This is a genomic window from Silicimonas algicola (genome assembly GCF_003148765.1).
Classification (GTDB): domain Bacteria; phylum Pseudomonadota; class Alphaproteobacteria; order Rhodobacterales; family Rhodobacteraceae; genus Silicimonas; species Silicimonas algicola.
In genome coordinates this window covers 219,562-244,071 of record NZ_QGGV01000003.1, presented here as the reverse complement: position 1 = coordinate 244,071, position 24,510 = coordinate 219,562, and the positions used below count along the sequence as shown (strand labels likewise).

18 protein-coding genes are annotated in these 24,510 nt (G+C 67.2%); 13 read left to right on the top strand and 5 right to left on the bottom strand.

The annotated features are described in order from the left end of the window. A partial coding sequence (locus C8D95_RS22260; RefSeq protein WP_211312619.1) for a hypothetical protein occupies positions 1–231 on the bottom strand: 231 nt, incomplete at its 3' end. 186 nt (positions 232–417) lie between these two features. On the opposite strand from C8D95_RS22260, the gene secG reads away from it, so the two are divergent. The 4 genes from secG (at position 418) to C8D95_RS08540 (ending at position 4,411) form a co-directional block, all read left to right on the top strand. Next, positions 418–804: a preprotein translocase subunit SecG gene (secG, locus tag C8D95_RS08555; RefSeq protein WP_109758753.1), complete on the top strand. Its 387-nt coding sequence runs from the start codon at positions 418–420 to the stop codon at positions 802–804. Between the two features lie 161 nt (positions 805–965). After that, positions 966–2,609, top strand: a complete 1,644-nt coding sequence (pyrG, locus tag C8D95_RS08550; protein WP_109758752.1) for a CTP synthase — start codon at positions 966–968, stop codon at positions 2,607–2,609. Then, a complete protein-coding gene (locus tag C8D95_RS08545) occupies positions 2,610–3,620 on the top strand; it encodes a DUF4238 domain-containing protein (RefSeq protein WP_109758751.1) in 1,011 nt (336 codons plus the stop codon). A gap of 206 nt (positions 3,621–3,826) precedes the next feature. Next, a complete protein-coding gene (locus tag C8D95_RS08540) occupies positions 3,827–4,411 on the top strand; it encodes a hypothetical protein (RefSeq protein WP_109758750.1) in 585 nt (194 codons plus the stop codon). Between the two features lie 46 nt (positions 4,412–4,457). Here C8D95_RS08540 and copM read toward each other — a convergent pair whose 3' ends face one another. Beyond that, the gene (gene copM, locus C8D95_RS08535) at positions 4,458–4,814 is read right to left on the bottom strand and encodes a CopM family metallochaperone (RefSeq protein ID WP_109758749.1); all 357 of its coding nucleotides are present in this window, start codon (positions 4,812–4,814) and stop codon (positions 4,458–4,460) included. Positions 4,815–4,997: 183 nt separating this feature from the next. Here copM and C8D95_RS08530 point away from each other — a divergent pair, with 183 nt between their 5' ends. The 5 genes from C8D95_RS08530 to C8D95_RS08510 all read left to right on the top strand — a co-directional run bounded on the left by C8D95_RS08530 (position 4,998) and on the right by C8D95_RS08510 (position 8,830). Then, positions 4,998–5,438 carry a tellurite resistance TerB family protein gene (locus C8D95_RS08530; protein ID WP_109758748.1) on the top strand — a complete coding sequence of 147 codons (441 nt, stop codon included), beginning with the start codon at positions 4,998–5,000 and terminating at the stop codon, positions 5,436–5,438. Then, a complete protein-coding gene (locus tag C8D95_RS08525) occupies positions 5,435–6,202 on the top strand; it encodes a phosphate/phosphite/phosphonate ABC transporter substrate-binding protein (protein ID WP_109758747.1) in 768 nt (255 codons plus the stop codon). The genes C8D95_RS08530 and C8D95_RS08525 overlap by 4 nt, the downstream gene beginning before the upstream one ends. Before the next feature lie 63 nt (positions 6,203–6,265). Beyond that, positions 6,266–7,039, top strand: coding sequence for an ABC transporter ATP-binding protein (locus C8D95_RS08520; protein WP_109758746.1), 774 nt, complete (start codon positions 6,266–6,268; stop codon positions 7,037–7,039). Positions 7,040–7,121: 82 nt separating this feature from the next. Continuing rightward, entirely contained in the window at positions 7,122–7,835 is a 714-nt protein-coding gene (locus tag C8D95_RS08515; protein WP_109758745.1) for a transporter substrate-binding domain-containing protein, read from the top strand. A 134-nt stretch (positions 7,836–7,969) separates the two neighbouring features. Further along, a complete protein-coding gene (locus tag C8D95_RS08510) occupies positions 7,970–8,830 on the top strand; it encodes an ABC transporter permease (protein ID WP_109758744.1) in 861 nt (286 codons plus the stop codon). Between the two features lie 2 nt (positions 8,831–8,832). On the opposite strand, the gene C8D95_RS08505 is transcribed toward C8D95_RS08510, so the two are convergent. Further along, the gene (locus tag C8D95_RS08505; RefSeq protein WP_109758743.1) at positions 8,833–9,243 is read right to left on the bottom strand and encodes a hypothetical protein; all 411 of its coding nucleotides are present in this window, start codon (positions 9,241–9,243) and stop codon (positions 8,833–8,835) included. Between the two features lie 74 nt (positions 9,244–9,317). On the opposite strand from C8D95_RS08505, the gene C8D95_RS08500 reads away from it, so the two are divergent. Together C8D95_RS08500 and C8D95_RS08495 are read left to right on the top strand one after the other, a co-directional pair. Then, complete coding sequence (locus C8D95_RS08500) at positions 9,318–10,142, top strand: ABC transporter permease (RefSeq protein WP_109758742.1); 825 nt, start codon at positions 9,318–9,320, stop codon at positions 10,140–10,142. 3 nt (positions 10,143–10,145) lie between these two features. Then, positions 10,146–11,474: a glutamine synthetase family protein gene (locus tag C8D95_RS08495; RefSeq protein WP_109758741.1), complete on the top strand. Its 1,329-nt coding sequence runs from the start codon at positions 10,146–10,148 to the stop codon at positions 11,472–11,474. 18 nt (positions 11,475–11,492) lie between these two features. On the opposite strand, the gene C8D95_RS08490 is transcribed toward C8D95_RS08495, so the two are convergent. Continuing rightward, positions 11,493–12,158: a YjbE family putative metal transport protein gene (locus C8D95_RS08490; protein ID WP_109758740.1), complete on the bottom strand. Its 666-nt coding sequence runs from the start codon at positions 12,156–12,158 to the stop codon at positions 11,493–11,495. Positions 12,159–12,419: 261 nt separating this feature from the next. On the opposite strand from C8D95_RS08490, the gene C8D95_RS08485 reads away from it, so the two are divergent. Beyond that, entirely contained in the window at positions 12,420–18,791 is a 6,372-nt protein-coding gene (locus C8D95_RS08485) for a type I polyketide synthase (protein WP_282957628.1), read from the top strand. 138 nt (positions 18,792–18,929) lie between these two features. Continuing rightward, positions 18,930–23,486 carry a MupA/Atu3671 family FMN-dependent luciferase-like monooxygenase gene (locus C8D95_RS08480; protein ID WP_109758739.1) on the top strand — a complete coding sequence of 1,519 codons (4,557 nt, stop codon included), beginning with the start codon at positions 18,930–18,932 and terminating at the stop codon, positions 23,484–23,486. An 82-nt stretch (positions 23,487–23,568) separates the two neighbouring features. On the opposite strand, the gene C8D95_RS08475 is transcribed toward C8D95_RS08480, so the two are convergent. Further along, entirely contained in the window at positions 23,569–24,498 is a 930-nt protein-coding gene (locus tag C8D95_RS08475) for an SGNH/GDSL hydrolase family protein (RefSeq protein WP_241239860.1), read from the bottom strand. Positions 24,499–24,510: the final 12 nt, after the last annotated feature.

Here is a 24,510-nt window from a genome sequence, read left to right as displayed (position 1 = left end):
AGGCGCCGGAACCAAAAAACGGGGTGCGTTGCCAAATGGGCTCGCTCGACCTTTGAGGTAGAAGTCGACATCGCCGGCCTCATGCGACAGGCATATGGCTTTGCTCGCCTTTTCGTACCGATGTGTGACCGTTTCGGCGGACGCCCCGGTCGAGACCGGGATCATCGAGACGATCACGAGCAGTCGCAGGTCGAGCCGGCGTCTCGGTTTATCATCATCGGGAAATTTCACGCGTCAGACCGTTCGGCACTCAACGGACAAAGTCAACGAAGTATGGTCTCGAACCTTCGCCGGCGCTTCGGGACCGTCGGGGCCGTGTCCCCACATCCCGTCCCCCTTCCCTCCCCGTCCGGGGTTGCCATGCCCCGGCCCCTCGCATAGATACCGCCCGACCCTGACACGAGACCCGGCCCAGACATGGAAAACGTCCTCCTCATCGTCCACATGATCCTGGCGCTCGGCCTGATCGGCGTCGTCCTCCTGCAGCGCTCCGAAGGCGGCGGGCTGGGCCTCGGCGGCGGCGGAGGAGGCGGGCTCGTCTCGGCGCGCGGCGCGGCGACGGCGCTCGGCAAGGTCACCTGGGCCCTCGCCATCGCCTTCATCGCGACCTCGATCGCGCTCACCATCGTCGCGGCGCAGAAGTCCGCCTCGGGATCGGTCCTCGATCGCTTCGGCGTCGACACGCCGTCGACCTCGGGCACGCCGGACCTGCCTGCGGGCGGCTCGCTCCTGCCGCCGGTCCCCGGCGCGGGCGACGCCACTCCCGGCACCTCGGGCGGCGCGGCCCTGCCGCCGGCCGACTGACGCCACAAGAACTAGAAACGCCACGCGGATGCCCGCAAGATGTTGCGGGCGAACCCTTGCGGCTTCCGGGCGAATCCTCTACGGGTAGAGCCCCGTGATGCTGCGAAATCCGGACCCCGGACGCGGCACGACCGAGCACACATCACGGGAGCAGTCCGCACATGGCAAGGTACGTCTTCATCACCGGCGGTGTGGTCTCCTCGCTCGGCAAGGGCCTGGCCTCGGCGGCGCTCGGAGCGCTGCTCCAGGCGCGCGGCTATTCCGTCCGGCTGAGGAAGCTCGATCCCTACCTGAACGTCGACCCCGGCACGATGAGCCCCTTCGAACACGGCGAGGTCTTCGTCACCGACGACGGCGCCGAAACCGACCTCGACCTCGGCCACTACGAGCGCTTCACCGGCGTCCACGCCCGCGCCACCGACAGCATCTCGTCCGGCCGCATCTATTCGAACGTTCTCGAGAAGGAGCGCCGCGGCGACTACCTCGGCAAGACGATCCAGGTCATTCCCCACGTCACCAACGAGATCAAGGACTTCCTCCACATCGGCGACGACGAGGTCGATTTCATGCTCTGCGAGATCGGCGGCACCGTCGGCGACATCGAGGGCCTGCCCTTCTTCGAGGCGATCCGCCAGTTCTCCCAGGACAAGCCGCGCGGCCAGTGCGTGTTCATGCACCTGACCCTCCTGCCCTACCTCGCCGCCAGCGGTGAACTGAAGACCAAGCCCACCCAGCACAGCGTCAAGGAGCTCCGCTCGATCGGCCTCCAGCCCGACGTCCTCGTCTGCCGCTCCGAACAGCCGATCCCCGAGAAGGAGCGTGCCAAGATCGCGCTCTTCTGCAACGTCCGCCCCGACGCCGTCATCCCCGCCTACGACCTCAAGTCGATCTACGAGGCGCCGATGGCCTATCACAAGGCCGGGCTCGACCAGGCCGTCCTCGACGCCTTCGCCATCTCGCCCGCGCCGAAGCCCAACCTCGCGCGGTGGGAGGACGTGATGGACCGGCTCGACAACGCCGAGGGCGAGGTCCGCGTCGCCATCGTCGGCAAGTACACGCAGCTCGAGGACGCCTACAAGTCCATCGCCGAGGCCCTGACCCACGGCGGCATGGCGAACCGCACCCGCGTCAAGGCGCAGTGGATCGACGCCGAGATCTTCGAGCGCGAGGATCCCGCCCCCTATCTCGAGAACTTCCACGCCATCCTCGTCCCCGGCGGCTTCGGCGAGCGCGGGACCGAGGGCAAGATCAAGGCCGCCCAATTCGCGCGCGAGAAGAAGATCCCCTACCTCGGCATCTGTCTCGGGATGCAGATGGCCGTCATCGAGGCCGCCCGCAACGTGGCCGGCGTCCAGACTGCGGGGTCCGAGGAATTCGACCACGAGGCCGGCAAGAAGCGCTTCGAGCCGGTCGTCTATCACCTCAAGGAATGGGTCCAGGGCAACCACGTCGCCCGCCGCAAGGTCGGCGACGACAAGGGCGGGACGATGCGATTGGGCGCCTATACCGCCAACCTCAAGCCCGGCTCGAAGGTCGCGCAGGTCTATGGCGAGACGGTCATCGAAGAGCGCCACCGCCACCGCTACGAGGTCGACGTGAAATACCGCGACAAGCTCGAGGCCGCGGGCCTCTGCTTCACCGGCATGTCGCCCGACGGCCGGCTGCCCGAGATCGTGGAGTGGAAGGACCACCCCTGGTTCATCGGCGTCCAGTTCCACCCGGAGCTGAAGAGCAAGCCGTTTGCGCCGCATCCGTTGTTCGCGGATTTCGTCAGGGCGGCGGTTGAGGTGAGTAGGTTGGTTTGAGTGCCACAGCCAAAGAAACATCACTACATTCCTAGCTTCTATCTAAAGAGGTGGGCAGGGGTCGACGATAGGATTTGCGAGTTCAGTAGGCCTTGGAAGACACAAGTTCGGCCCAGAAGAGTTCATCCCAATGCTACCGGTTATCAGCTTGGCCTCTATAGCTTTCTGTACTCCTCTGAGCCTAATAAGCAGACGGTCGAGGAGAGATTTTTCAAGGATATTGATGACAAAGGGGCATCCTCGCTTTTCGAGCTGGAGAATAACAAGGGTGTGCTAAGCAGAGAGTGTATAAAAGACTTTTCAAGGTTTATCATATCTCTAGAAATCAGATGCCCCGAAGATATCGCGAGACTTCGGAAAGATTGGACTGAAGCGGTCTATGTCGCAAATCGCGCGGAACCCTTCGTTCTCGAAAAGAGTTTCCCGTTCACCCCCGCCACAGATAAAGTGGCACAAGCCGGCGTTGAACATAGCATGTACTCCAGCCTGAAAGAGGTCATGGAAGCACACGCCAAATCCTACGAGGAATTCAATTGGCGGGTGATTAGCTTACCAGAAACGCGATTGACTTTGCTGACGTCAGACAGACCCTTGTTGAGAACCTACTCTACACGACACCATTTCTCAACCTTTTTGCTGCCGCTCGGCCCTCGCACGTGTCTGCTAGGATATCGAGGCAACATAAGCCCTCACGCGTTTCTCACACCACACCGTAAGAGAAAACAGATCAATCAGGATATTCATATTGATGGGGAAGGATTGGTGAGGTTCGTAAATATGTTTGTGACGGAAAACGCCGTTAAATATGTATTCGCGACCGATGACAAGCAACTAGTATTCGTCAATAATAGAATATCTAAGCGTCATTATCCGAGGCTTAGCGACTCGTTCGCGGATTATTTCTCTGGCATGCCGCCACGCGACTTTCCGCTCCCTCATACCATCGAACCTCATGATTTTGTTGGATTGAGGGTTACAACTGAAGCCTACGAGCGATTTCGTCCAGTGTAACAAGCACCCGTAGGGTGGGGTTCCACCCCACCAAATCTCCCTCCAACCCTCCACGCCACGGTGGGCTGAACCCCGCCCCACCCCCCCTCGGCAACCCTCCGCCGACCTCGTCGCTCCTATGTCTCAGTTGAATGACCGCCCTCCGGGCCGCCCTACATCCTCCCTCTTAAGGGTCGTTCCCGGCCCCACCCAACTGGAGGAAACCCATGAAACTCACAGCACTTGCACCCCTCGCGATCCTGCCCCTCATCGCGGCCTGCGGCAGCAACGACGACTACGGCCTGCCCGGCAATGAGTCGCTCTACATCGGCTCCGGCGCGGACGTCACGGCGGCTGGCATCGCGCATGATGACGCGGTCGCTGATGCTCTGACCGTTGAAGCAGTTGAAGGCACCACTGTCCTCGGAGAGCTGCCGAGCTCCGGCCGTGTATCCTACGTCGGCACCATCGAGGGAGTCGGTCTCGACGCCGACTACTACGCCGACCTCGGGATGCGCGCCGACCTCGAGACGGGTGACGTGGATGGTCAGATCGCAAACTTCTACTGGACGGATGCTCGCGGCTGGAATGGCGTGATCGGGCTCGACGGCGAGGTCAGCGATGTTCTCACGAGCGCGGGCGTCGCTGTCAGCGGCGACGGGACCCTCACCAATGGAACTGCCTCTGCCGCCTATACAGTCGACATTGACGGATTCCTCTACGGCGACGACGGGACAGCCTTCTACATGGATGGCACCTCGACGGCCGGAGCGGAAACGTTCGACACCGAAGCCGCCGGCGTCCGCGACTGATCCGAACCAAAAGGGGGCGCGCCCGTTGCGCGCCCCTCCCCCAACGCTACCCGCCGTTCCGCGCCAGCCAGTCCTCCATCCAGACGATCTCGGCCTCCTGCGCGTCGATGACGCCTTGCGCGAAAGTCCGCACCTCCGCGTCCTTCCCGTGCTCCAGCACGATCCGCGCCATGTCGACCGCGCCCTGGTGATGCGCGATCATGCCGCGCACGAAGTCCGCGTCGGCGTTGTCCGAAAACTCGATCGCCATGCCCTCGTGCATCCGCGCGTTGGCTTCCATGTAGGCGATGGTCGCCGGCGTCTCATCGCCCGCCATCGTGTGGCCCTCGTGCCCGGTCTGCGCCATCGCCAGACCGCCCGCCACCGCCAGGGCACCCGTGCCCAGGAATATCGTCCGCTTCATCCTGCCGTCTCCCCTTGCCGCCGGACCGCCCGGCGTTGTCGCTTCATAGATGGTGTGGCGCGGTCCGCCGGTCCAGTGACGTTCCCTCGATCAGGGGTGCGTCGCACCGACGCGATACCGACGTGATACCGACGTGATGCCGATGCCCTCGAAACCCGCGCCGGGCCGCGCTATATGAGCCGCATGTTCGGTGACCTCCTCCGCCGCCTGACGGCGCCAGACCCCGCCCCACTCGCCGTGCCCGACGCGCGTATCGCCCTCGCGGCGCTCCTCGTTCGCATCGCGCGAACCGACGGCACCTATTCGCCCCACGAGGTCTCGCGCATCGACCGCATCCTCGCCAGCCGCTTCGGGCTCGGGCCGTTCGAGGTCGTAAACCTCAGACAAGACGCGGAAATCCTCGAGGAAGAAGCGCCCGACACAGTCCGCTTCACCCGCGCCATCAAGGAGGCCGTGCCCCACGACGACCGCGCCGGAGTGGTCGAGGCGCTGTGGGAAATCGTCCTGGCCGACGGCGAACGAGACCACGAGGAGGACGCCCTGATGCGCCTCGTGGCGCCGATGCTGGGGATCAACGACCGCGACAGCGCGCTTGCCCGCCAACGCGTTGAAAACAGGGGATGATCGCCTCCCTCGCGATGTACGACTGGCCCCACCAGCAGCATCACTGGGACAGGCTCTGGGATCACCTCCGCGACGCCATCCGCGCCCGCGGCATCGACGCGCCCGACGCCCTGACCCGCCACGGAAGTCTCTGGGATCACTGGCAAAGCTCCGACCTCGTCCTCGGCCAAAGCTGCGGCATGCCCTACCGCACCCGGCTTCACGGCAAGGTCGCCCTCGTCGGCGCCCTCGACCACGGCCTGCCCGACGCGCCGCCCGGCTGGTACAACTCCGTCCTCGTCGTCCACCGCGACGCCGCAGGACACCTCGCCGACTTCTCGGACCGCACGCTGGCCTACAACGGGCAGGACAGCGAGTCGGGCTGGGCCGCCCCTCAGGCCGCCGCCGCAGACGCGGGCTTCCGCTTCACCCGCTCGCTCCACACCGGCGCGCATCGCGCCAGCCTCCGCGCCGTGGCCGAGCGCCGCGCCGATATCGCCGCCATCGACGCCGAGACCTGGCGCCTCGCCTGCCGCTCGCTGCCCGGCACCACGGGACGCCTCCGCGTCATCGGCACCACACGCCCGACACCCGGCCTGCCCCTGATCGCGGCCCGCAGCCACGATCCCGACCGTCTCGCCGAGGCCGTCGAAAGCGCCCTCGCGGCCGCGGAACCCTCGACGCTCGACGCGCTTCACATCCGCGGATTCGTCCGCATTCCCGCGGCGGACTACCTCGCCGTGCCGATCCCGGCCCCGCCCTCGCAGGATGTGCCCGCCGCCTAAGCCGTTGCGCTTGCCCGCAGATCACGTCTAACTCGCGGGCGACACAGGACCGAAGGCCCGCCCTTGACCGACACCAATGCCGTCATCGAGATCAGGAACCTCCACAAGAGCTTCGGCGCGCTCGAGGTTCTCAAGGGCGTCGACCTGAGGGCGAACCGGGGCCAGGTGATCTCGCTCATCGGCTCGTCAGGGTCCGGCAAGTCGACGCTCCTTCGTTGCGCCAACCTCCTCGAGAACAGCCAGGAGGGCGACATCCTCTTCGAAGGCGAGGCGGTGCGCTGGAAGGGCCGGGGCGCCGCCCGGCATCCGGCCGACCGCGCCCAGGTGCTGCGCATCCGCACGAACCTCTCGATGGTGTTCCAGCAGTTCAACCTCTGGTCCCACCTGACCGTGCTCCAGAACGTGATGGAAGCGCCCGTCACTGTGCTGAAACGCGACCGGGCCGAGGTCGAGGAGGCCGCGCGCGGCTACCTCGCCAAGGTCGGCATCGGCGACAAGTGCGAGGCCTGGCCGGCCCAGCTGTCAGGCGGCCAGCAACAGCGCGCCGCCATCGCCCGCGCACTCTGCATGGAGCCGCGCGCACTTCTCTTCGACGAACCCACCAGCGCCCTTGATCCCGAGCTCGAGCAGGAGGTGATCCGCGTCATCAAGGCGCTGGCCGAGGAAGGCCGGACCATGGTGATCGTGACCCACGACATGAGCCTCGCCCGCGACACGTCGGACCATGTCGTCTTCCTCCATCAAGGGCTCGTCGAGGAAGAAGGCGCCCCCGATCGCCTCTTCAGCCAGCCGGAAAGCGAACGGCTTCGGCAGTTCCTGTCTCACGTCTCGGCCTGAGCGCGTTTCCGTAGCGGCAGTCTTGTCAATCTTCGCGGATCGACTAACCCTATCGTATCGCTGAACGAATGGGAGAGAACCAATGAAGACCGCGATCGTGACGGCCACGCTTCTTGCGCTGGCCGGACCCGCGCTGGCGCAGGACGTCATAAGAATGGGTACCGAAGGTGCCTACCCTCCGTGGAACTTCATCAATGACGCGGGCGAGGTCGACGGCTTCGAGCGCGCGCTCGGGGACGAGCTTTGCACGCGCGCCGAGCTGACCTGCGAATGGGTGACGAACGATTGGGATTCGATCATCCCGAACCTCGTCTCGGGCAACTACGACGCCATCATCGCCGGCATGTCGATCACCGAGGAACGGGACGAGGTCATCGATTTCACCCAGCCCTACACGCCGCCTGACCCGTCGACCTATGCCGCGCTGTCCGAGGATATCGACTTCGCCGGCGGCATCATCGCGGCCCAGACCGGGACGATCCAGGCCGGCTACATCGCCGAAAGCGGAGCTACCCTGGTCGAGTTCGCCTCGCCGGACGAAGCCATCGCGGCCGTCATGAACGGCGAGGCCGATGCGGTCCTTGCGGACGACAGCTTCATCCAGACCTCGATCCAGGCGAACCCCGACCTGATGGCCGTGGGCGACCCCGTGGCTCTCGGCGGTGGTGTCGGCATGGGCCTGCGCGAGTCCGACACCGAGCTGAAGGAAAAGTTCGACGCCGCGATCCAGTCCATGAAGGACGATGGTTCGCTGAACGAGCTCATCGCCAAATGGGAAGTCAGCTCCGCCTGGTAGGCGGAACGCTTGGGGCGGCCCTTCCGGCGCCGCCCCGGACGACCTGCCTCGGGCACCCGGCATCTCGGCCCTAGTATCCTTGTCCCGATCGGCTAAACTCTGCCGACGAGCGTCACGGCCCGGAGACAGGCGAAATTTTCTCTTTCTGCACCGACCCTTCCGCGATCGACGGCCTGGCCTGGCTGGCCTGCTATCTGACGACCGGAAAGCACCTGGCCGCCTATCTGTCGATCCTGACGGTGCTTGTCCTTCTGGCCATCACGGCCCCCGCCTCGCTGGCCTTCGGCTTTGCGGGCGCGGTCGCGGCCCGCAGCCGGATCGCGCCCCTGCGCTGGCTCGGTCAGGGCTACACCGCCATCGTGCGGGGCGTGCCCGACATCGTCTTCTTCCTGTTCTTCGTCTTCGCCCTCGACCAAGGGCTGGAATGGTTGCGCCACCAGGCCTTCTGTCCCGACTGGACCGAGCCGATCCGGCGCGGCAGCGATTTCATCGTCTGCCCGGCGGCGAAGCTGCCGCTCTCGACCTCGCCGCAGTGGGTCCACGAGACCTACAACTTCTTCATCGCCGTCCTGACCTTCGCCATCGTCTTCGGCGCCTTCGCGGCCAACGTCCTCTATGGCGCGATGCGCGCCGTTCCCCGTACGCAGCTCGAGACCGCGGAGGCCTATGGCCTGTCCGAGCGGCAGACCTTCTGGCGCATCCTCGTGCCGCAGATGTGGGTCTATGCCCTGCCGGGCCTGTCGAACCTCTGGCAGATCCTCGTCAAGGCGACGCCGCTTCTGTTCCTGCTGGGCGTCGAGGACATCGTCTACTGGGCGCGCGAACTTGGCGGCACCAAGGGCGGGATGTTCGAGTATCCGCACCCCGACTGGCGCCTCTGGTACTTCCTGGCGCTCCTGGTGTTCTACCTCGGGCTGACCCAGATCTCCGAGATCGCCTTCCGCCGCCTGAACCGCCGCTTGTCGCACGGCCAGTCCCTGGGACACGCGGCATGACGTCAGTTGAAGACGATCACCGCACAGACGATGGCGACGAGGGACATCAGCGCCGAGGCCTTGCCGAGCTTCTCCATGAGTGCGCGGTCCGGCGGCGTACCGGCACCCCGCGCCCTGGCGGCAATGGACGCAGAGCCGAAGATCAGCGCCGTCAGCACCGTCGCCGCGACGAGCTTGACGTAGAACGCCGGCCCGAGCGTCAGCGTGCCGAATTCGATCCAGACGAGCAGAAGACCGGTCAGCCAGAGAAGCGCGATGGACACCATGCCGAAAGTCTTGAACAGCTTCAGGACGGATGTGATCTGCACCGTCGGCGGTCCCTCGGCGCGCGACATCAGGATGCCCGTCCCCATGCCGCCAAGCGACCCAAGGATCAGCGCGTAAAGGTGGACGACCTTCAGAACGACAAGCATCGGCGGAATCTCCCCGTCGGCGCGAGATTAGCCGCGCCGCGCCAGGACGCAAGCGCCGCGAGAAGGCGCGGCGCATGAGCTGCCTCGACACCCTCGGAAGCTACGGGCTTCGCTCGCTGGGCTTCGGCGAGAGGCTGCTGCCCAGGTCAGACTTCACCCTCTGCGACCAGGTCGTGCTCATCGGCTCGGGGATGCTGTGGAACATCTACTTCGGTGTGCTGGCGCTGATGCTCGGCTTCTTCCTCGCCACCGCCATCGCCGTGGGAAAGCTCTCGCGCAACGCCTTCATCCGAAAGCCCTGCGAGTGGTTCGTGTTCGTCTTCCGGGGCTCGCCGCTTTTCATCCAGTTCTTCCTCGCCTACGAGGCCTTCGTCCTTCTGCCCAAGGAGGGCATCGAGATCTTCGGCATCACCGCCGAGACGCGATGGCTGACGCGGGCCTGGGCGGGCGCGCTGGTGGTTCTGTTCCTCAACACCTCGGCCTATTCGGCCGAGATCTTCTACGGCGCACTGCGCGCCGTCCCGAAAGGCGATGTCGAGGCGGCCGACGCCTATGGCCTCTCGGGCTTCGCGCGCTTCCGCCGCATCACCTTCCCCACCATGCTGCGGCTTGCCTGGCCCGCCTACACCAACGAGGCGATCTTTCTCTTCCACGCGACCACGCTCGTCTTCTTCTCGGGCTTTCCGGCGTGGCAGCAGCAAGGCGACGCGCTTTACTATGCGAAGTATTTCGCAGACAAGACGTTCAACCCCTTCGTCCCCTACCCGATCGTGGCGGCATTCTTCATCCTGCTGACGCTCTGCGTGATCCAGGTCTTCTCGATGGCCAACGCGCGGCTGAACCGGCACATGCCGGACCGGGCGGGACGCATCCGCTACAGACCGAAAGTGATCCGGTGACTTATGAAGGACTGGCTTAGATCCCGACCCGACATCCGCATGATCTCGACCGCCGTGGCCGACCTGAACGGGCAGGCGCGCGGCAAGCGGATGCCCTCGGGCTTTGGCGCGAAAGCGCTGGATGACGGGGTGCGGATGCCCTTGTCCGCGCTCAACGTCGACATCTGGGGCGACGACATCGAGAACAGCCCGCTGGTGTTCGAATCCGGCGACCGCGACGGCGTGCTGCGTCCGACCGACCGGGGGTTCGTCACCACGCCCTGGCTCGATGCGCCCTCGGCCATGCTTCCGATGTGGATGTTCACCGACGAGGGCGGACCCTTCCGGGGCGACCCGCGCCACGCGCTCGACGCGGTTCTCTCCCGCTACCGCGAGCGCGGCCTCGAGGTCGTCTGCGCGACCGAACTCGAGTTCTTCCTGATCGACGACAGCGAAGAGGTCCTGCGCCCGCCCCGGTCGCCGCGATCGGGAAAGCGCCGGCTTGGCGGCGAGATCCTGTCGCTGCGCGCCCTCGACAGCTTCGACACCTTCTTCTCCGAGCTCTACGACGCCTGCGAGGAGATGGACATTCCCGCCGAGACGGCCATCTCCGAGGCCGGGCTCGGACAATACGAGATCAACCTGATCCACGGCCCCGCTCTTCGCGCCGCCGACGACGCCTGGCTGTTCAAGCTTCTCATCAAGGGTCTGGCGCGCAAGCACGACTTCGCGGCCAGCTTCATGGCCAAGCCCTATCGCGACACCTCGGGCAACGGGATGCACGTCCATTTCTCGCTTCTCGAGGATGGCCGGAACGTCTTCGACGACGGCACCAAGCGCGGGACCGACATGCTGCGCCACGCCGTCGCGGGATGCCTTGCGGCGATGCCGCCCTCGACGCTGGTCTTCGCGCCCCACGCCAACAGCTACGAGCGCCTCGTCCCCGAGGCCCACGCCCCCACGGGCGTCGCCTGGGCCTACGAAAACCGGACCGCCGCGATCCGCATTCCCTCCGGCCCTCACTCGGCCCGGCGGATCGAGCACCGCGTCGCGGGCGGCGACACCAACCCCTACCTGATCCTCGCCGCCATCCTCGGCGCGGCCCTCATCGGCATCGAAGACGAGATGGAGCCGCCCGAGCCGATCACCGGCAACGCCTACGAACGCGACCTCGAGCAAATCCCCACGACATGGGAAGACGCGATCAAGCAGTTCGAGGAAAGCCCGATGATGAAGCGCATCCTGCCGCCCGAGTTGATCCGGAACTATGTGATGACCAAGCGGCAGGAGGTGGCCGAACTCGACGGGATGACAGAGGCCGAACAGACGGATCTCTATCTCGACAGCGTGTGACCGGGGCGGCTTCGGGCCTCAGTGCTTGCCCGTGGGCCAGCCCTCCATCAGACCCAGCATCGGCCCGACGCCAAGCGTCTGGTCGACCGTACCGCGATAGAGCATCTCGAAGGCGACGTAGAGCAGCACGGCGAGTCCCAGCCACGAGATCCAGGGAAACCGCGTGAGAAGCTTCATGATCAGCGTCGCCGCGAAGGCCATCAAAAGGATGGCGAGGCCAAGACCCAGGATCAGCATGATCTCGTCGCCGTCCGCGATCGCCGCGACCGCCAGCACGTTGTCGAGCGACATCGACACGTCGGCCACCGCGATCGACAAGAGCGCCTGGCGCAGACTGCGGCGCGGCGCGCCGGTATAGCCTGACTGCGGATCGTCCGCCGCGCCCATGCTGTCGGCCGCCGCGTCTTCCGTACCTGCGCGGATCTCGACAAAAAGCCGCCAGCACACCCAGAGAAGCAGAAGCGACCCGATGAACAGCAGACCCTTCACGTCCAGAAGGCTGGTCGCCACCACCGCAAAGAGGATCCTCAGCCCCGCCGCCATGACCATGCCATAGAGGATGGCTTTCTTCCTCAGGTCCGGACTCAGGCTTGCCGCTGCCATGCCGATGATGAGCGCGTTGTCTCCCGACAGGATCAGGTCGGCGACGACGATCTTCCCAGAGTCCAGAAGCATTTCGATCATGCGGGCGCGTCGTCCTCTGCGGTCGTGGCGCCATGCATGGTCCCCGCCGCCGGGAACTGCAAGGCCGCCCGGATCACGGCCTTTTCACGAGGTGGACCGGCGCCCGGTTTCCTAATCCCCTGATTAGATGCCGCTTTTGAGGGACCTGTGTCTCTGCGACGACTTTTCCCTTTTGTGGACGGTGTTTGTTCCATTTCCGCCCGACTTTGGTTTCAATGTTTGGTAGGATGATTCTCGGTTGATTTATTGAGTGTGGAAAGCGTGAGCGGGTACATTGGAACGGGCATCGCGATCACCGGCATGGCCATGCGGCTTCCGGGAGGAATCGTGGGGGCGGAAAGCTATTGGCGAACCCTTCGGGATGGCACCTGCGCCATCCGGAAGCTGGACAGGGAAGATCTCGAGGCGGCCGGCGTGCCTGCGCACTTGGCCGCGCGACCGGACTATGTCCCCTACGCCGCGCCGCTGGACGAGTTCGACCACTTCGACGCCGACTTCTTCGGGCTTTCGCCCAAGGAAGCCGCGATCATGGATCCCCAGCATCGCCAGTTCCTCGAGACCGCCTGGGAGGCGCTCGAGAACGCGGGCCACGCCCCCGATACCTTCGGCGGCAAGATCGGCGTCTTCGCCGGCTGCGGGATGGGGTCGTACTTCTATTTCAACGTCTGCTCGAACCCCGACCTCGTCGACGGCACGGGCATGTTCCTGCTTCGGCACACGGGCAACGACAAGGACTTCCTGTCGACACGCGTGAGCCACTTCATGGACCTGAAGGGTCCGTCGGTGAACTTGCAGACCGCCTGCTCGACCTCGCTCGTCGCGGTCCACTATGCGGCGCAGGCGCTTCTGAACGGCGAGTGCGACATGGCGCTGGCCGGCGGCGTGACCATCGAGCTGCCCCAGGGCCAGGGCTATCTCTACAAGGAAAACGAGGTCCTTTCGCCCGACGGGCACTGCCGCGCCTTCGATCACCGCGCACAGGGAACCGTCTTCGGATCGGGCGCGGGCGTCGTGACGCTCCGCCGGCTCGAGGACGCGATCCGCGACGGCGACCCGATCTGGGCCGTGATCCGCGGCACCGCGATCAACAACGACGGCGCCGACAAGGCGGGCTATCTTGCGCCCTCCGTGTCCGGACAGGCCGACGCCATCTCGATGGCGCAAGAGGCCGCAGGCGTCACCGCCGACCAGATCGGCTATGTCGAATGCCACGGCACCGGCACCTACCTCGGCGACCCGATCGAAGTCGCTGCGATGACCGAGGCCTTCCGCCGCTCGACCGATGCCACCGGCTATTGCCGCATCGGTTCGGTCAAGACCAACATCGGACACCTCGACACGGCGGCGGGCGTCGCCTCGCTCATCAAGGCAACGCTCGCTCTGCACCACGAGGCGATGCCGCCCACGCTCGGGTACGAGGCGCCGAACCCCGCCATCGACTTCGACACCTCGCCGTTCCGCGTGAACGACAGGCTGACGCCCTGGCCCAAGGGCGCCACGCCGCGCCGCGCGGGCGTCAACTCTCTCGGCGTCGGCGGCACCAACGCCCACGCCGTGATCGAGGAAGCGCCCCAGGCGCCGGCCTCCGAGGAAAGCGCCTGGCCGTTCCAACTTCTGACCCTGTCCGCCCGCTCCGAAACCGCGCTCGACGCCGCGTCCGGGCGGCTGTCGGACCACCTGCGTGCGACCGACGACGACCTCGCCGACATCGCCTGGACGCTGAAGGAAGGCCGCCACGCCTTCGACAAGCGCCGCGTCGTCGTCGCCGAAAGCGCCGAGGAAGCCGCCACGCTCCTGCGCGAAAACGATCCCCGCCGCGTCTTCACGCAGTCGGTCGTGGGCGAGGATCCCGAGGTGGTCTTCATGTTCCCCGGCGGTGGCGCGCAATACGCCGGCATGGCCCGCGACCTTTACGACACCGAACCCGTGTTCCGTGAATGGATGGACAAGGGCCTTGCCGTCCTCGAGCCGAAGCTCGACTACGACGTCCGTGCGCTCTGGCTGCCGGAAGCGGACGCGCTCCGCGCGGCCGACGAACGCCTCAAGACGCCTTCGGTCCAGCTCCCACTCATCATGATCGTGGAATACGCGCTGGCGCAGCTCTGGATGAGCTGGGGCGTGAAGCCCTCGGCCCTCATCGGCCACAGCATGGGCGAGAATACCGCCGCCTGCCTCGCCGGCGTGATGAGCTTCGAGGACTGCATCGGCCTCGTCCACCTGCGTGGAAGCCTCTTCGACACCGTGCCCGACGGCGGGATGCTGTCGGTGGCTCTGCCCGAGGCGGATCTGCGCAAGCGGCTGTCGCCCGACCTCGACATCGCGTCGATCAATGCGCCCTCGCTGACGGTCGCCACCGGCCCCATGGCCGCGCTCGACCGGCTGGAGCAGGCGCTGAAGCTCGACGGCATCGACTGCCAGCGCATCGCCATCAACATCGCAGCCCACAGCCGGATGCTTGAACCGATCCTGGCCGACTTTGGTGCCTACCTGCGCTCGATCACTCTGAAGGCGCCCGCCATCCCCTTCGTGTCGAACCGCAGCGGCACGTGGATCACCGAGGCCGAGGCGACCGATCCCGACTACTGGGTCGGACACCTTCGGGGAACCGTCCGCTTCGCCGACGGCATCTCGACGCTGGCCGAGCAGAAGAACCGCCTCTACCTCGAAGTCGGACCTGGTCGCGCGATGATCTCGCTCGCCGCCCAGAATCCCGACGTCTCGCGCAACCAGGTCATCGGCACCCTGCGCGATCCGAAGGACGCCGTCACCGACGACACCTTCTTCGTGACCATGCTGGGCCGCGTCTGGGCCGCCGGCGGTCGCTTCGACTGGTCGCAGATCTGGGCCGGTGCCGCGCGCCGCCGCGTGCGCCTGCCGTCCTACCCGTTCCAGCGCAAGCGCTACTTCATCGAGCCCGGCAACCGCGTCGAGGCCACGGCCGCGCGCGACTGGCTGATGCGGATCGAGGACCGCGAACAGTGGGGATGGAAGCCGGTCTGGAAACCGACCTACGCCGACTGCGCCATCGACGTCTCGACCGGCCTCGACGAGGCCCCGGCCGAGGACTGGCTGGTGTTCGTCGACGACACCGGGCTCGGCTCGACCGTGGTCGAGCGTCTGCGCCAGGCCGGCCACCGCGTGATCGACGTCCGCTCGGGCGACACCTTCGCCCGAACTGGCCCCGAATCCTATGTCGTCGCGCCCGAATTGGGCGAAACGACCTATGAAAGCCTGGTGCGGGACCTCGCCTCCCGCGAGCGGATGCCGACCCGTCTCGCGCATTTCTGGATGGTGACGGGGAAAGAGAAGTACCGCCCCGGCTCGTCGTTCTTCCACCGGCTCCAGGAAGAGGGTTTCTGGTCGCTTTTCCACTTCTCCCGCGCCTGGGCCTCGGTCGACGGCGGCAAGCTGCACCTCTCGGTCTTCACATCCGACACCTTCCGCACCCGCGACGAGGATATCCGCTATCCCGCGAAAGCTACTGTGCTCGGCCCCCTCCGCGTCATCCCGCGCGAGTTTCCGGGTCTGACGTGCAGCCTTCTCGACCTGCGCAACTCGGGTCGCGACCGCGCCCGCGCGCTGATCGTGCCGGTCCTGGAAGAGCTTCTCTCGACGCCCGCCAACACCGTCGCCGCCGTCCGGGGTTCGAAGCGCTTCGTGCAGGACTGGGCGCATACCGCCCTGCCCGCCACCGAGGAGATGAGCATCGCCGAAGGGTCGGTCGTGATGATCACCGGCGGCCTGGGCGGCATTGGCCTGACCCTGGCCGAAGCGCTGGTGCGCCGCTCCCGTGCCCGCATCGCCTACGTGGCCCGCACCGCCCTGCCGCCGCGCGCGGACTGGGAGGGCATCATCCGCCGCTCGCCCGAGGGCAACACCCTTGCCCGCCGCCTGTCGACCCTGATCCGGCTCGAGAAGGAAGGCGGCCAGTTCCTCGGCCTAGCCGCCGACGTCTCGAACCCCGAGGAGATGGCCCGCGCCGTCGCCACGGTGACCGAGACCTGGGGCAAGCCATCGGGCCTGATCCACGCCGCCGGCGCCATCGCCGACGCGCCGATCCTGTCGAAGACGACCGCGAGCATCTCCGAGGTCTTCACGCCCAAGGTCTATGGCACCCAGGTCCTCGAGGATCTGTTCCCCGACGGCTCGCTCGACTGGATGGTGCTGTTCTCGTCGTCCTCGACCGCCACCGCGCCGGCGGGTCAGGTCGACTACGTCGCCGCGAACGAGTACCTCAACACCCTCGCCAACGCTCGCCAGGGCGGAAGCACACGCGTGCTCGCCATCGACTGGGGCGTCTGGGCCGAGGTCGGCATGGCGGCAGAAGCCATCGAGGCGCGCGACACCCATGTCGAGAAGACGCCCGAACCCGTCCGGCAGCCGCTCCTCGACGGCGCGACCCGCGACGAAAACGGCGACCGCACCTTCGTCTCGCGCTGGCGCACCCGCGACCAGTGGGTGCTGGACGAGCACCGCACCAAGGCGGGCGATTCCCTCCTGCCGGGCACGGGCTACCTCGAACTCGCAGCGCAGGCGCTGGCCGCCGACGGACGCGACGCGGCCTTCGAAATCCGCGACCTGACCTTCCTGACGCCGCTTCGCGTCGAGGACGAGGGCGAGACTTCGGTCCGCGTCACCCTGCCCCGGCAGGACGGCGGGTACGGGATGCAGATCCGCTCGGCACTCGACGGCAAGACCTTCGAGCTGAACGCCGAGGCGCAGCTTCGTCTCCTGCCGATGATCCCGCCCGCCTCACTCGATCTCGACGAGATCGGCGCGCGCTGCCCGCGCAGCGTCTTCCCGGACGGCGCCGGCACTCTGGACGCGCCGCAGGCACATCACCTCAGGTTCGGACCGCGCTGGCAGGTCCTGCGCTCGATGCACTTTGGCGAGCATGAGGGTGTCGCACATCTCGTCCTGCCCCAGGGCGACACCGCCTATCACCTGCACCCCGGTCTCATGGACATCGCCACCGGCTGGGCCGTCGAACTGATCGAAGGCTATGCCCCCGACCAGTTCTGGGTGCCCGTCTCCTATGGCTCGGTCCGCGTCTTCGGCGCGCTGCCCTCGCAGGTGGTAAGCTGGGCACGCCTGCCCGAGGATCACGCCGGCTCCGGCACCGCGACCTTCGACATCACCCTCTGCGCCCCGGACGGTGTCGTCTGCGCCGAGATCCGCGGCTTCACGATCCGCCGTCTTGCCGGCGGCATCAAGTTCGCCGCCGCGCGCAAGGCGCAACCGGCCCGCGCCGCGGCCCGCACCCTGTCGCCTGCCGAGGAGCGGCTGCGCCACAACGTGAGCCAGGGCATCCAACCCGCTGACGGCGCTCAGTTCTTTCTCCGCGCCCTCGCCTCGCCCCAGGCCCAGGTTCTGGTCTCCTCGCTCGACCTCAAGGGTCTCATCGCCCAGGTCGAGCATGACGCCCGCCCACGCCAGGCCGAAGGCCAGACCTTCGAGAGGCCCGACCTCGACAGCGACTACGTCGAGCCGGAAGGCGCCATCGAACGGCGGCTGGCGAAGTTCTGGACCGACCTTCTGGGCATCGACCGCGTCGGCGCCGAGGACAATTTCTTCGACCTCGGCGGCCACAGCCTGATCGCGGTGCGTCTCTTCGCGATGGTCAAGTCGGCCTTCCACGTCGACTTCCCGATTTCGGTCCTCTTCGAGGCGCCGACGATCCGCAAATGCGCGGTCCTGATCGTTCAGCACGGCGGCGGCGCCGAAGGCGAGGACGGGGCGGAAGCGCCCCCGGGCTCGACGGCAACCCCCGCGCGCCGGTTCACCCACCTCGTGCCGATGCACCACGGTCAGGGCGGCGAGAAGACCCCGCTCTTCATCGTGGCGGGCATGTTCGGCAACGTCCTGAACCTGCGGCACCTCGCGCACCTCGTGTCGCCCGACCGCCCGGTCTACGGCCTCCAGGCCCGTGGCCTCCTGGGCGGCGACGCGCCCCATGACAACCTTGTCGAGGCGGCGACCGACTGCATCGCCGAGATCCGCCAGATCCAGCCCTCGGGCCCCTACATGCTGAGCGGGTTCTCGGGCGGTGGTCTGACGGCCTTCGAGATGGCTCAGCAACTGACCCGCGACGGCGAAGAGATCGCCTCGCTGATCCTGCTCGACACGCCCTTGCCGCAGGAGCGGCAGATGACGCGGCGCGACCGGATGGCACTTCAGCGCATCAGGCTGCGCGAGGAAGGTCCGCGGTATCTCTGGAACTGGGCCGCGCGCCGCGTCGCCTGGGAAATCGAGAAGCGCCGGGCAAAGGACTTCGAGACCTCGTCGACCGAATTCCACAACGCCGAGATCGAAGCCGCCTTCCGCAAGGCGATCTCGACCTACCAGGTCAGCGACTGGGCCGGGGCGATGACGCTCTTCCGCCCGCCGCTCGACAAGCGGTGGGAGGTTGCACCGGGCCGCTGGGTCAAGTCCGACCGCACCCTGATCGACGAGGCCAATGACTGGCGGCCGCACGCGCCGAAGATCGAGGTCTTCGAGGTGCCGGGCGACCACGATTCGATGGTGCTCGAGCCGAACGTTCGGGTTCTGGCCGCACGGATGCGCGCCGTGCTCGAAGCGTCCGAACCGAAGAAGCGTACCTTCGTCGGACGGCATCTGCGCGCCGCGGAGTGATCCTTGCTTCGCGACGCGACGCGACGATTCGGCAACGTCGCGGATTTCTGACCTGCAGGGGCTTTCCCGGATCGGGCGCGGACCATAGGGTCGCGCCGTTCCGGGTGGGGTTTTTTTGACCGGAGGGGGTAAAAGGTGATGGCGTTCGACTGCCTGCTGGCTGGCAACGACAATCTGACGATTCAGTGTGGCGCGATGTGTCTCGACGCCGGCAACCGGATCCGCGCCGTCCTCACCCATGATTCCCGCGTCTCCGCCTGGGCCGAAAAGGCCGGTCTTCCGGTCGCCGTGACTGACGAGGCGATGGTGGCACTCCTGGCCGGTGATCGCGTCGACTGGTTCCTCTCGGTCGCCAACACCGACATGTTGTCCGACTCCGTCCTGGCCGCCGCCACGAAGGGCGCGGTCAACTTCCACGACGGCCCGCTGCCGCGCTACGCCGGCCTCAATGCGCCGGTCTGGGCGATCCTGAACGGCGAGACGTCCCACGGGATCACCTGGCACCTGATCGAGGGCGCCGTCGACGAGGGCCGCATCCTCGTTCAGCGGCAGGTCAACGTCACCGACAGCGACACGGCGCTCACGCTGAACGCCCGCTGCTTCGCCGCCGCCATCGAAAGTTTCGACGAGGTGCTGGACGCGCTGTCCTCTGGCGCGCCGCAGGCCCGTGCACAGGACCTGTCACAACGCACCTACTTCGGCCGCCATGACCGCCCGGCAGGCAGCGGCGTCCTCGATCCGTCGCAACCGGCCGTCGATCTCGCCCGCATCGTCCGCGCGCTGAACCACGGTGACTATCGCAACCCCGTCGCCACGGCGAAGCTGATGATCGGCAGCCGCATGATCCTCGTACGCGAGGCCGAGGTGACCGAGGGCTCCGGTACCCCCGGCCAGGTCGTCGATTCAGGCGAAGGCTGGCTGACGCTGGCGACCGGCGCGGGTCGCCTGCGCCTCTCCGGCCTCACCGATCCGCTCGGCGCTCCCCTCGTCCTGCCCGTCGCCCCCGGCACGACCGTCTCGGCCACCGACATCGATGCCGCCATCGCCGGGGTCGTGCGCGCCGAAGGCCGCTGGATGCGCCGCCTCGCCGACTATCGCCCGGCACTCTGGTGCGCGGACACCGGCGCCTCCGGTCAGTGGTCCGAGACGCTCGACGGCCTCGACACCGACAGCGCCGCGCTGGCCTTCGCGCTGATCGTCGCGGCGCGCGCCGACGGCACCGCGGTCGACCTCGCTTACGTCGGCCCAACAGCACCCGGCCTGTCGCCCTGGCGCCCGTTCCGCGCCGACCCCGCGGGCAAACTCGGCACCGCCGCCACAGCCTTCCGCGCCGCCCTCGAGGCCGCACGCACCGCGCCCGGCTTCGCCACGGACCTGCCCGCGCGCTGCCCGGATCTGTCCGAGCGCCGCCTGCCCGACGCCGCGATCTCGGACGTCGGAGCGATACCCGGCCCTGCCCTGACGCTCACTCTCGACGGCACGCCCACGCTTCACGCCGACCTCGCCCGGATCACCGAGTCCGAGGCCGGGCTCTTCGCCGCGCGCGTCCGTCACCTCGCCGAGGCTCTTGCCACGGCGGACGACGCGACGCCGATTGCCGCCCTGCCGATCCTGCCCGAGGTCGAGCGCAAACTCGTCATCGAGGACTGGAACGTCACGGCGACCGACTATGCCCCCGCGACGCCCGTCCACGGCTTTTTCGAAGCCCAGGTGCGCGCCCGGCCCGACGTCACCGCGCTGGTCTTCGAAGGCGAAAGCCTGACCTACGCTGACCTGAACGCCCGCGCGAACCGCGTCGCTCACACCCTGCGCGGCATAGGCGTGACCGAGGGCCAGCCCGTCGGCCTCCACGTCCGGCGCTCGCTCGACCTCGTCGTCGGCGCGCTCGGCATCCTCAAGGCGGGCGGCGCCTACCTGCCGCTCGACCCGGCCTATCCCGCCGACCGCATCGCGCTCTACATCGAGGACAGCGAGACCCGCGTCATCGTGGGCGAGACCGCCCTGCCGCTCCAAACCTCGGCCGAGATGCTGACCATCGACGCCGACCCGCGCCTCTCCACCGCGCCCGACACCGATCCCGGCGTCACTGTCGCGCCCGATAGCCTCGCCTACATGATCTACACCTCGGGCTCCACCGGCCGCCCCAAGGGCGTCATGGTCGAGCATCGGAACGTCTCGAACTTCTTCACGGGCATGGACGCGCGCCTCCCGCACGAGCCGGGCAGCGTCCTGATGGCCGTCACCTCGCTCTCCTTCGACATCTCGGTCCTCGAACTGTTCTGGACCCTCGCGCGCGGCTTCAAGGTCGTGCTCTCGGGCGAGGAAAAGCTGGTCGCGGGCGCGGTTTCGGACCCGAAACCCGTCGCGGGTGGCATGGACTTCAGCCTGTTCTACTGGGGCAACGACGACGGCGTCGGCCGCGACAAGTACGCCATGTTGCTCGAAGGGGCCAAATTCGCCGACGACCACGGCTTCACCGCCGTCTGGACGCCCGAGCGGCACTTCCACGCCTTCGGCGGTCTTTACCCGAACCCGTCGGTCACCGGCGCCGCCGTGGCGGCGGTCACGAAGAACATCGGCGTCCGCGCCGGGTCCTGCGTCGCCCCCCTCCACCACGTCGCCCGCATCGCCGAGGAATGGGCCGTCATAGACAACCTGACCGGAGGCCGCGCCGGCCTCGCCATCGCCTCAGGCTGGCAGCCGGACGATTTCGTCCTCAACCCCGCCAACACGCCGCCCGCAAACAAGCCCGCCATGTTCCGCGCCATCGAGGACCTTCGGAAGCTCTGGGCGGGCGAAGCCATCGAGATGACCAAGGCCGACGGCACCACCGTGTCGCGTGTGACGCAGCCCCGTCCGGTTTCGTCGAAATTGCCCGTCTGGGTTACCACCGCCGGCAACCCCGAGACCTGGAAGCAGGCCGGCCAGATCGGCGCCAACGTCCTGACCCACCTCCTCGGCCAGACGGTCGACGAGGTCGGCCAGAAGATCGCCATCTACCATGAAGCACTCCGCGAGGCCGGGCATGACCCGAAGGACTTCGCAGTCACGCTGATGCTGCACACCTACCTTGCCGCCGACCGCGAGACGGCGCGCGAGATCGCGCGCGAGCCGATGAAGAACTACCTCCGGTCGGCCGCCGACCTCATCAAGCAGTACGCCTGGGCCTTCCCCGCCTTCAAGCGTCCCGCCGGCACCGAAAGCGCGCACCAGATCGACCTGTCCGGTCTCGACGCCGAGGAGATGGACGCGATCCTCGACTTCGCCTTCGAGCGCTATTTCGAGCGGTCGGGCCTCTTCGGCACCATCGACGACGCCATGGCCCGCGTGGCCGAGGTCAAGGCGCTCGGCGTAACCGAGGTCGCCTGCCTCATCGACTACGGCATCGAGCGCCAGACCGTCCTCGACGGCCTGCGCACCCTGGCCGAGGTCGTGCGCCGCGCAAATGAAGGTCATGCGCAGGACTGGTCCATCGCCGCGCAGATCGAACGGCACGGCGTCACCCACTTCCAGTGCACGCCCTACATGGCGCGGATGCTGGTCTCGAACGACGATGCCCGCGCGGCGCTCTCGCGCGTCAAGCACCTGATGATCGGGGGCGAGGCGCTGGCAGGGACGCTGGTGGCCGAGCTGAACCGGGTCACGGGCGCGACGATCACCAACATGTACGGCCCGACCGAAACCACGATCTGGTCCACGACCGCGCCCGCCACGGCGGAGGAAACCACCGTCGGCATCGGCACGCCCATTGCCAACACCCGCTGCTACGTCCTCGACGACGCCATGCGGCCCTGCCCCGTCGGCGTCACAGGCCAGCTCTGGATCGCGGGCGCGGGCGTCACGCGCGGCTACTGGAAGCGCGACGCCCTGACCGCCGAGAAATTCCGCGCCGATCCCTTCGTAGCGGGCGAGCGCATGTTCGGCACCGGCGACCTCGCGCGATGGACAGCTCAGGGCAAGCTCGACTTCCTCGGCCGCAACGACGCGCAGGTGAAGGTGCGCGGCTTCCGCATCGAACTGGGCGAGATCGAGGCCGCGCTCGAGGCCGACGCCTCGGTCCGGCAGGCCGTCGTCACCGCCGAGCCGGACGCCAGCGGCGTGCCGCAACTCACCGCCTACATCATGGGCGAGGCCGACACTGCTGCCCTTCGCAGCCGCCTCACCGCCGAGCTTCCGGCCCACATGGTGCCCGCGCGGATGTTCACGCTCGACGCCTTCCCGCTGACGCCGAACCGCAAGGTCGACCGCAAGGCCCTGCCTGCCGCCGTGAAAGCCAGGGCCGAGGCGAAGCCCGCACCGAAAGTGGTGCAGCCCGCCGCCGCGAATGCACCGACAGCACCCGTCGAAGCCATCCCCTTCGACCGTCGCGCCTTGCTGGAAACCGTGGGCGGCGTCTGGTCGGAGATCCTGGGCGTCGGCCCCATCCAGCCCAGCGACAACTTCTTCGACCTCGGGGGCCACTCCCTTTTGGCGGTCGAGGCGCACCGCGCGCTCCGCGCGAAACTCGGGCTGAAGGCCCTGTCCATCGCCGACATCTTCCGCGCGCCCACGCTCTCGGGTCTCGTCCAGCGGATCGAGACGCTCTCGGGCGGCGGCGACGGCCCGAAGCCCGACCAGCCCTCCCCCCTGTCCGAAGCCGCGAGCGCCAGCATGGCCGACGCCCGCCGCGCTCTCAGGCAACGCCGGGGAAGCTGAAAGCCCCGGACTTGATCCGGGGCCTCGAACCACAGGCGGACTACCAAGCTTGGCGAGGCCCCGGATCAGGTTCAGGGCACGTCTAGCCGCTAGCCACCCCAGTCCGCGCATACCCCCTCACCACCTCCCAGACGACCCGCTGCATCAGCCGCGCGGCCTCCTCGGAGGGCGCGTCGGCGGGTGTGCCATCCTCGCGCATCAGCCTGAACGGCAGACCCTCGGGAGACCGGCCGTACAGCACCGCATAATGTGTCAACGCCATCAAGTAAGCGCCCAGGTCATTGAAATGGATGGCATCCTTGAAAAGCTCCGAGACGTCCGCCAACCGCTCGACACCGCCCTCCGCCTCCAGCGCCCGCGCCATCGCCGCCATGACCTGACCCCCGGGGATGACGTGGATCGGCCCGCCGATCTCCTCGTCCGCCAGCGCCCGGTCGATGATCTCGCGCTCCCACAGGCGCGCCAGATCGCCATCGAGCCGCGCCAGCCAGTCGTCCCGGTCGCGGTCGTGCCAGGTCTCGTAGAGATAGACCCGCACCCCCGGGTTCGCCTCCCGCGCGGCCTTGGTCCAGAGGGCCAGATACCGCCAGCTGTCGTGATACTTGATCGAGGACTCGAGCCCGATCTTCTCGGTCAGCACCACCGCATCATAGTCGCCGCTGTCGGCGGCCTCATGCGCCTCGCGGAAGCGGGGATGGGCGTTTTCGGTCTCGCCACCCTCGAGCGGGACATCCGGCTCCCAGTGCGCCTGCAACTCTGCGCCCCAGCCAAGCTGGCTGTCATAGCGGTGCCCCTCGCCCGCGAGCTGCGCCAGCATCGCGGGCATCGTCCGCCCGACCAGCGAATGGCCGATGAAGTAGACCGACAGCGGCCCCTCCGGCGGCGGCAGTGGCGCGGAATACAGCGCTTCGACTTGGGCGGAGTCGATCGGCTCGGGCGCACAGCGGGTCAGCCCGCAGGCCGAGAGGATCAGGAAGACGGCGGCGGAGAACTTGCGAAACAGCGAGGGCATGGCCGGAAGCTA